General features: G+C 70.2%; 6 protein-coding genes and 2 pseudogenes. 6 read left to right on the top strand and 2 right to left on the bottom strand.

The window, feature by feature from the left end:
* A pseudogene (locus VF697_RS06125) lies at positions 1–217 on the bottom strand (hypothetical protein); the annotation flags it as partial.
* A gap of 182 nt (positions 218–399) precedes the next feature.
* Between VF697_RS06125 and VF697_RS06120 the strand changes: the two are divergent.
* From VF697_RS06120 to VF697_RS06105, 4 genes are read left to right on the top strand one after another with little or no spacing between them, the layout of a single operon-like run.
* Complete coding sequence (locus VF697_RS06120) at positions 400–954, top strand: type II secretion system protein (protein WP_331092547.1); 555 nt, start codon at positions 400–402, stop codon at positions 952–954.
* The gene (locus VF697_RS06115) at positions 951–1,355 is read left to right on the top strand and encodes a hypothetical protein (RefSeq protein ID WP_331092546.1); all 405 of its coding nucleotides are present in this window, start codon (positions 951–953) and stop codon (positions 1,353–1,355) included. The genes VF697_RS06120 and VF697_RS06115 overlap by 4 nt, the downstream gene beginning before the upstream one ends.
* On the top strand, positions 1,349–2,416 hold the full coding sequence (locus tag VF697_RS06110; protein WP_331092545.1) for a PilW family protein: 1,068 nt from the start codon (positions 1,349–1,351) through the stop codon (positions 2,414–2,416). Before VF697_RS06115 ends, VF697_RS06110 begins: the two co-directional genes overlap by 7 nt.
* 11 nt (positions 2,417–2,427) lie before the next feature.
* On the top strand, positions 2,428–4,305 hold the full coding sequence (locus VF697_RS06105; protein ID WP_331092544.1) for a hypothetical protein: 1,878 nt from the start codon (positions 2,428–2,430) through the stop codon (positions 4,303–4,305).
* A gap of 39 nt (positions 4,306–4,344) precedes the next feature.
* Here the strand turns inward: VF697_RS06105 and VF697_RS06100 are convergent, their stop codons facing one another.
* Positions 4,345–5,049, bottom strand: a complete 705-nt coding sequence (locus VF697_RS06100) for a YqiA/YcfP family alpha/beta fold hydrolase (RefSeq protein ID WP_331092543.1) — start codon at positions 5,047–5,049, stop codon at positions 4,345–4,347.
* A gap of 385 nt (positions 5,050–5,434) precedes the next feature.
* Here VF697_RS06100 and VF697_RS06095 point away from each other — a divergent pair, with 385 nt between their 5' ends.
* On the top strand, positions 5,435–6,226 hold the full coding sequence (locus VF697_RS06095; RefSeq protein ID WP_331092542.1) for an SDR family NAD(P)-dependent oxidoreductase: 792 nt from the start codon (positions 5,435–5,437) through the stop codon (positions 6,224–6,226).
* Positions 6,223–6,419: pseudogene (locus tag VF697_RS06090) on the top strand (1-acyl-sn-glycerol-3-phosphate acyltransferase); the annotation flags it as partial. The gene VF697_RS06095 and the pseudogene VF697_RS06090, both read left to right, overlap by 4 nt.

Below are 6,419 nucleotides of genomic sequence, written 5' to 3'. Positions count from 1 at the left end.
CCGTGGCGGCGGCGGTGGAGAGCACGCGGCAGTTGCTCACCGTGAGGGCGGCTTCCACCTGGAGGACGTTCCCGGGAGCCGGCGCCACGGCCGACGGCGTCTCGGCCGCGGGCGCTTCGGCCGACGGCGCCGACGAGGGGGAGGAGGGGGGCGCGTCGCACGCCGCGGTGAGCAGCACGCCCAGCAGGCACGACGAAGAGAGGAGTCGTTTGTTCATCGTGGGGGCACAAACGGAAGCCCCCGGTATCCATTCCGGCCCGGCCCGGGGTCCTCGAGTGCCTGGCCGCTGTGCGGCCGGGCTCGTCCCGGGTGCGCGTCAGCGGCGGCCCGAGGGGAAAACCCCCCTTCCCATTACGGGGTTTTCCAAGAGTAGGGGAAGAGGGTTACGATGCGCACCCCATGAATCAGCGGATGCGCGGCTTCACGATGGTGGAGCTGTTGGTCACAGTGGCCTTGCTCGGGTTGCTCACGGCGTTGTCCGTGGCGACCGTCGGGCCCCTGCGGGAGCGCTATAGCCGGAGGCAGGCGGCGGAGCTGGCCGCTTCGGCGGCCGCGCGGGCCCAGCTCATGGCGCGGGAGACGGGGCGGTGCCACACCCTCGAGGTCTACAGGGCCGACCCGGTCAACCCCGCGGGCGAGCCCCTCGAGGTGCTGAACATCGACGAGGAGGGAGATCGCCTGCGGATCCGGCGTCGCAAGACGCCGGACTGTGAGATCCAGCCCGTCCCCGCGGCGGAGCTGGAGCACGTCGAGTGGGTGCGGATGCCGGGTCGTATGCGCGTCCGGGTGCCGACGGGGAAGACGGAGCCGGAGTGGCGGCCGAACAGCCGGCTGCGCGAGGTCTCCACCGAGCTGCGTTTCAGGGCCAGCGCTACCGGCCCGGAGCTGGCCGTGCGGCTCATGAATCAGGGTCCCGTGTGTGTGAGTGAGCTTCCCTTGGAGGAGTGCCCATGAGTGGGAGGAACCCTCGGGGCGAGCGCGGCTATGCCCTCATCGAGGCCATGGTCGGCGGCGCCGTCCTGATGATTGCCCTTGGCAGTGTGCTGAGCGGGCTCATCCAGGCCAACGGTCATGTGGCCCGGGCGACGACGGATCAGCAACTGACGCAGTTCCTGGTCGACCAGACCGAGCGGCTCCGGGTCCTGTCCGTCACCAACGACGAGCCCTGGAAGACGGGCGGCCTGGGCAAGAACTGCCTCGCCATGGGACTGCCGAGCACGTGGACCTGCAGGGTCGACGTGTACAACGAGTCGGAGGACATGGGCGCGGCCGCCGGGACCGTGATGTACAAGCGCGCCGTGGTCACCGTCACCTCCCGTACCACCTCCCAGTCCCTGGCGGTGCTGAAATGGTGAAGCGCCGTCACCCGCGGCGGGGCTTCACGCTCATCGAGATGCTGGTGACGAGCGGGGTGGCCATCATCATGCTGTCCGCCGCGCTGGCCTTGTTCATCCAGGGCATCGCCCAGCAGCAGCGGCAGCGGAAGCTGGCGGAGATGAAGCGCAGCGCCGCGCTCGTGATGGGACAGCTCACCACGGAGCTGCGGCAGGCCGGGCTCGGCCGTCCCCGTGGCGCGCGGGTGGGCACCGGCGACCGCTTTCCCGCCAGCATCCTGGTGGCCCAGCCCCAGCAGATCATCTTCATCGCGGACCTGCCCCGCCCCAACTCCACCTTCAACGGCTTCTCCCAGCTCGCGGCCGACCAGACCCCGGCCTCGTTCGCCGGGCTGTCGCTGCTCAACGAGCTCAACGGGGGCTGCGACGTGACGACCGCCACCCCGGCGTGCGCCACCGACCTCTCCAGCCACCTCTTCACCTACGCCGCCACCTCCACCGCGACCGACTGCGCGGGCAGCTCGGGGACCGCACGCACCTGTCCCTGGGCGCTCAACCGCTATCAGCCCTCCGAGTACATCATCGTGGCGGATGGGATGGGGCGATGGGTGGAGCGGCAGATTGGTACCTCCTCCACCCCGCCGCATCCGCCGTCGGCGCTCAGGCCGGATGGTCGCCGGGCCCTGTCCATCGACGCGAGCGTGCCGGCGGAGCTCGTCTCCGGGGGCGCCAACCAGAGCTTCGTCTCCACGCCGGATCGCGTCTTCCACCGCATCATCGATGGATGGTGGGAGCGCAAGCAGTGCTGGGGCTCGGTGGGCTCGCCCATCGGGACCCTGAGCGACCCCTGCGCCGCTGGCGCGGATGGCACCGACTGGGAGCGGCTGGCCCGGCTGGTGACGCCGGCCAGCATCACCTTCAGATATTTCAAGGCCAATGGCGATCCGCTGACCGCCCCTGTCGCGACCACGTCCCTGAAGGACATCGCCCGGGTGGACATCGAGCTGCAGCTCGAGCGGCCCATGACCGCTGGCGATCCGCTGCGCCATACGGCCCACGGCTCCATCACCTTGAGGCAATAATGGGTTCATCCATGCACGGAGCAAGAGCGGGAAGGGGCAGGCCCCAGGGCTTCACCCTGCTGGCCGTCCTCGTGGTCCTGGCCGCGCTCACCCTCGTGGTGGGCATGGCGCTGCAGCGAGGCGAGGACGAGCGGCGCAACGCGTACCTGGTGCAGCACGACGCGCTCGCCCTGTCCGCCGCCGAGTTCGGGCTGGACCGCACCCGGGCCTATGTGGGGGCCGTCCTCGACAACGAGGTGGACCTGGACAAGGTGCTGGACCCGAAGCTGAACACCGACTGCGTCGCCCTGCCGCTGTCCGACGGGGGGACGCTGGATGACAACCTCTTCCCGGCCCCGGACGACGCTGGCTCGGGGGTGCCGTTCTCGGGCCGCAAGTTCCGGCTCTTCCCCTACAGACCCGGCGCTGACGGCGGGATGGAGGGAGCGTACCTGGTGCGCATCGATGACAACGACGATGACGGGATCAGCGCTCCGTTCGGGCCCAGCACCAACAACAACCGCAAGGGGGTTTTCAATTGCGAGGAGGGGCCCACCCTGCCGACGAAGAGCAACCTGGTCCGGGACCGGGACCGGACGGTGATCGCCACCGTGGTGGGCATCGCCCCGGGCATGGACGTGACGCGCGCGCAGGCGCGCAAGGTGCTGAGGGCACGCCTGGGGAGCGCGCCCGCCGCGGGCATCGTCGCCGGCGGTACCATCGAGTTGGATGGCACCTCGCACGTGTGCGGCACCTACGGCAACGTCTCCGTCAACAGCGGCGACTTCGCGGATGGGTGTGTGTGTGGTGCGGGCTGTGGCAACGGGCCCCCCTACCAGACCTGCGGCACCGGAAACGCCTGCAACGTGCAGGTCTCCGGCTCCACGTGCAACGTCGACTTCGGAGGTGCGGCGGGCAGCTGCACCACCAACGTCAACATTCCTCCGCCACCGAAGGTGGAGGTGTGGAGCAAGCTCAACGCGCCCCCGGCCTGCCCCGTGGGGAGCCTCTCTTGCATCCCCTTCTTCTACCTGCGCGAGGTCTCCGGCAAGGCCGAGGTCTACATGTGGAAGTACGCCGCCTCGGGCTGCGACAACCCCCAGGCCTTCGCGCGCATCCACTACCCGGGCGAGGCCTCCTCTCCGGCCGCCGCATGCTGGAAGCTCGTCTACGGCGGCACGGGGAGCACCTGCCCGACGGGCACGGTGCAGATGGCGGATGATGCCAGCCTGCGCGCTCGCGACCCCTCCATGACGACGGCCTGCGGCTCGGCTCCCGTCGTCTGGGGGGCGGCGACCGGCGTGGCCAGCTCCCGCGCCAATTGTGACGCTTCCACCACCCTCTACCCGGGGGTGGGCGCCGTCCAGTACAGGCGGGACTACGTCTCCGGGAGTGTGTTCACCTTTCAGGCCAGCTCCGCGCTCACCCCCATCCCCCATGGGGTGTGGTTCGTGGAAGGCAGCGTCACCTTCAAGGGGGACATGCCCGACTTCAACCTCGTGCCTCCCAACCAGGGCACCGTCAGCCTCGTCGCCACCGGCAACGTCGTCGTGGACGGCAACGCCACCGTCCGCCTGCGACCCGCCAACCGGGACGTGGTGGTGATGGCCGGACGGGACCTGACGCTCGTGGGGGGCAACAGCTTTCTGTTCACCTGTGGGGACCCCGCCACGGTGCCGACGAACTGCCCCAGCGTGGCCGTCATGGTGCACGAGCAGTTCAAGATGGGGAACAACTCCCATCTCCAGGCGCAGCTCGTGGTGCAGGACGCGGCCACCTGCAGTGGCGCGACCACCAAGGGCAGGGCCATCGAGATGCAGGGCAATGGCACCATCTCCGTGCCCGGGGTGCCGCCCATCTCCTCCTCCAGCGGCGCCGCCGTGCTGAGCTGGGGCGAGGGCTCGCTGTGAGGTGACGCCGCCCCGCTCGCCATGAGCGGGGCGCGCCTCCTACCGGAGCTCGGGCGGCGCGAGGAAGGGCCGCAGGAAGTCGTCCGCCTCGGCGGCGATGCGCCCGAGCGAGTCCACCAGCTCGTGGCCGTCGTCCACCTCGACGAGGCGGACGTGGCGCTTGCCCCGCGCCCACGTGCGCGAGTACGCCGGCAGGGTGGTGGTGTCCCGGCTGCCGTGGATGAGGAGCGTGGGCACCCGCACGTCCGGCCAGCCCCCCGAGCGCGCCTCGATGAGGTCGAGGTCCTCGATGAGGCCGAAGTGGACCCGGGCCTCGCGCTTCTCCGCGTAGTCTTGCGTCTCCCTCCAGCCCGTCTCCCGCCACTGGCGCAGGCCCTGCTCGCCCACGTTGCGCCGCATCTGCTCCGAGCCGCGCAGGGCCGGCGCTAGCAGCACCAGCGCGCACACCCGCGGGTCCTCCTCGGCCACGCGGGCGGCCGTCAGCCCCCCCAGGCTGGAGCCGAAGAGGATGGCCCGGTCGCGCTCGCCGCCGATGGCGTCGCGCACCGTGTGCATCATCGCGCTCAGGCGCAGGTGCTCGAGCGAGGGCCGCCGCAGGTCCAATCGCTCCAGGTGGATGCCCTGGCGCGCGTAGTGCTCGGCCAGGGCCACGCCCTTGGCGGAGCCGGGGCCCGAGGCGAAGCCGTGCAGGTAGAGCCAGCGGGGGCCGGCGGGGGTGGGGGCGGGGCCGGGAGCGACGTGCATGGCGGCGCACTCTAGTGCCGCTCGTCCCACGGCCCGGGCTCCAGAAATGATGAGGGCTCCGGATTGGTGGGGAACCCGGAGCCCTCCAGTCGCGTCGGAGTCTCGAAGAGACGCGTTTTCGACGCTTCTTCCCTGGAGCACCGGCCGTGCCAACGTGCAAGTGCGCGGACTTCCTGGGGTGTGTCTCGCCCGGCGCCGGAGCGGGTGGCACATGGCGGCGCATCGGCTTTGTAAAGAGGCCGAGCACCTCGGGGCTCAAGCCCTTGGAGTTCCTACGGAAAGGGCGCGTGCACGGGCCTGTCCCGGAATCGAACGCGCCACTTCGGGACTGATCTGAATCAGGACACCGGCCGCGGGCGTGTGAAGGTGGTATGCCCGGGGACATATGACTGCTCCCGTGGCGCTCATCACCGGCGGCTCGCGTGGCGTGGGCCGCGCCCTGTCCCTGCGGCTCGCGAAGGCGGGTTACGACATCGTCTCCACCTACCGGCGCGACGCCGAGGCCGCCGAGGCCCTGGTGAAGGAAGTGGAGGCGCTCGGCCGCCGCTGCCGCACCGTCATCGCGGACCAGCTCGAGCCGGCCAGCCTCCATGCCGCCTTCGACCTGGTGCAGCAGGAGTTCAGCGGGCTGGACGTCTTCGTGGCCAACGCCGCCTCCACCGCCTTCACCCCGCTCATGCAGATGAAGCTCCACCAGATGGACAAGACGTTCAACGTCACGGTGAAGAGCTTCCTGCTGGGGGCCCAGCGCGCCGTGCCGCTGATGGAGGGGCGCAGGGGCCGCATCGTCATGGTGTCCGGCATGGACTCGCGCATGCCGCTGCCCTTCCACGGCTTCCTCGGCGCGATGAAGGGCGCCATGGAGATTCTGGTGAAGTACCTGGCGGCCGAGCTGGCCTCCTCCGGCATCCGCGTCAACGCCGTCAACCCGGGCTACATCGACACCGACTCCAGCCGCTTCTACATGGGAGATGCCTGGGCCGCGCTCGAGGCCAAGGTGAAGGAGAGCGTGCCGGTGGGCTACGTGGCCAGCGCGGATGAGATCGCCAAGACGATTGAGTGGCTGTGCTCCGAGGGCTCCTCGTACGTCAACGGCCAGACGCTGGTGGTGGATGGAGGGCTGGAGGTGAACTACGCCATGCAGTTCGCCAGCGTCCTCAACTCGTCGTCCAAGTGAAGTACGTCGCCACGCTCTGGTTCTGGGCCGTCTTCGCGCTGACGGCGGTGCCCCTGTTCCTGCTGGGCGTGGTGCTGTGGCTGCTCACGCTGCCGGTGGACGCGGAGCGGCGCGTGCTGCACGCGTACGTGTGCCGCTGGTGCTTCCAGTACCTGCGCGTCTGGCCGGGGTGGCGCACGCGGGTGGAGGGCCG

Origin of the sequence: Archangium sp., from assembly GCF_036388035.1 — a bacterium.
Classification (GTDB): Bacteria; Myxococcota; Myxococcia; order Myxococcales; family Myxococcaceae; genus Archangium.
This window is presented reverse-complemented; position numbering and strand designations above follow the sequence as displayed.

Excerpts from the sequence above, each read along its gene's own strand:
- VF697_RS06115 (WP_331092546.1), top strand. The coding sequence starts at position 951 with ATGAGTGGGAGGAACCCTCGGGGCGAGCGCGGCTATGCCCTCATCGAG.
- VF697_RS06120 (WP_331092547.1), top strand. The coding sequence starts at position 400 with ATGAATCAGCGGATGCGCGGCTTCACGATGGTGGAGCTGTTGGTCACA.
- VF697_RS06105 (WP_331092544.1), top strand. The coding sequence starts at position 2,428 with ATGCACGGAGCAAGAGCGGGAAGGGGCAGGCCCCAGGGCTTCACCCTG.
- VF697_RS06100 (WP_331092543.1), bottom strand. The coding sequence starts at position 5,049 with ATGCACGTCGCTCCCGGCCCCGCCCCCACCCCCGCCGGCCCCCGCTGG.
- VF697_RS06110 (WP_331092545.1), top strand. The coding sequence starts at position 1,349 with ATGGTGAAGCGCCGTCACCCGCGGCGGGGCTTCACGCTCATCGAGATG.
- VF697_RS06095 (WP_331092542.1), top strand. The coding sequence starts at position 5,435 with ATGACTGCTCCCGTGGCGCTCATCACCGGCGGCTCGCGTGGCGTGGGC.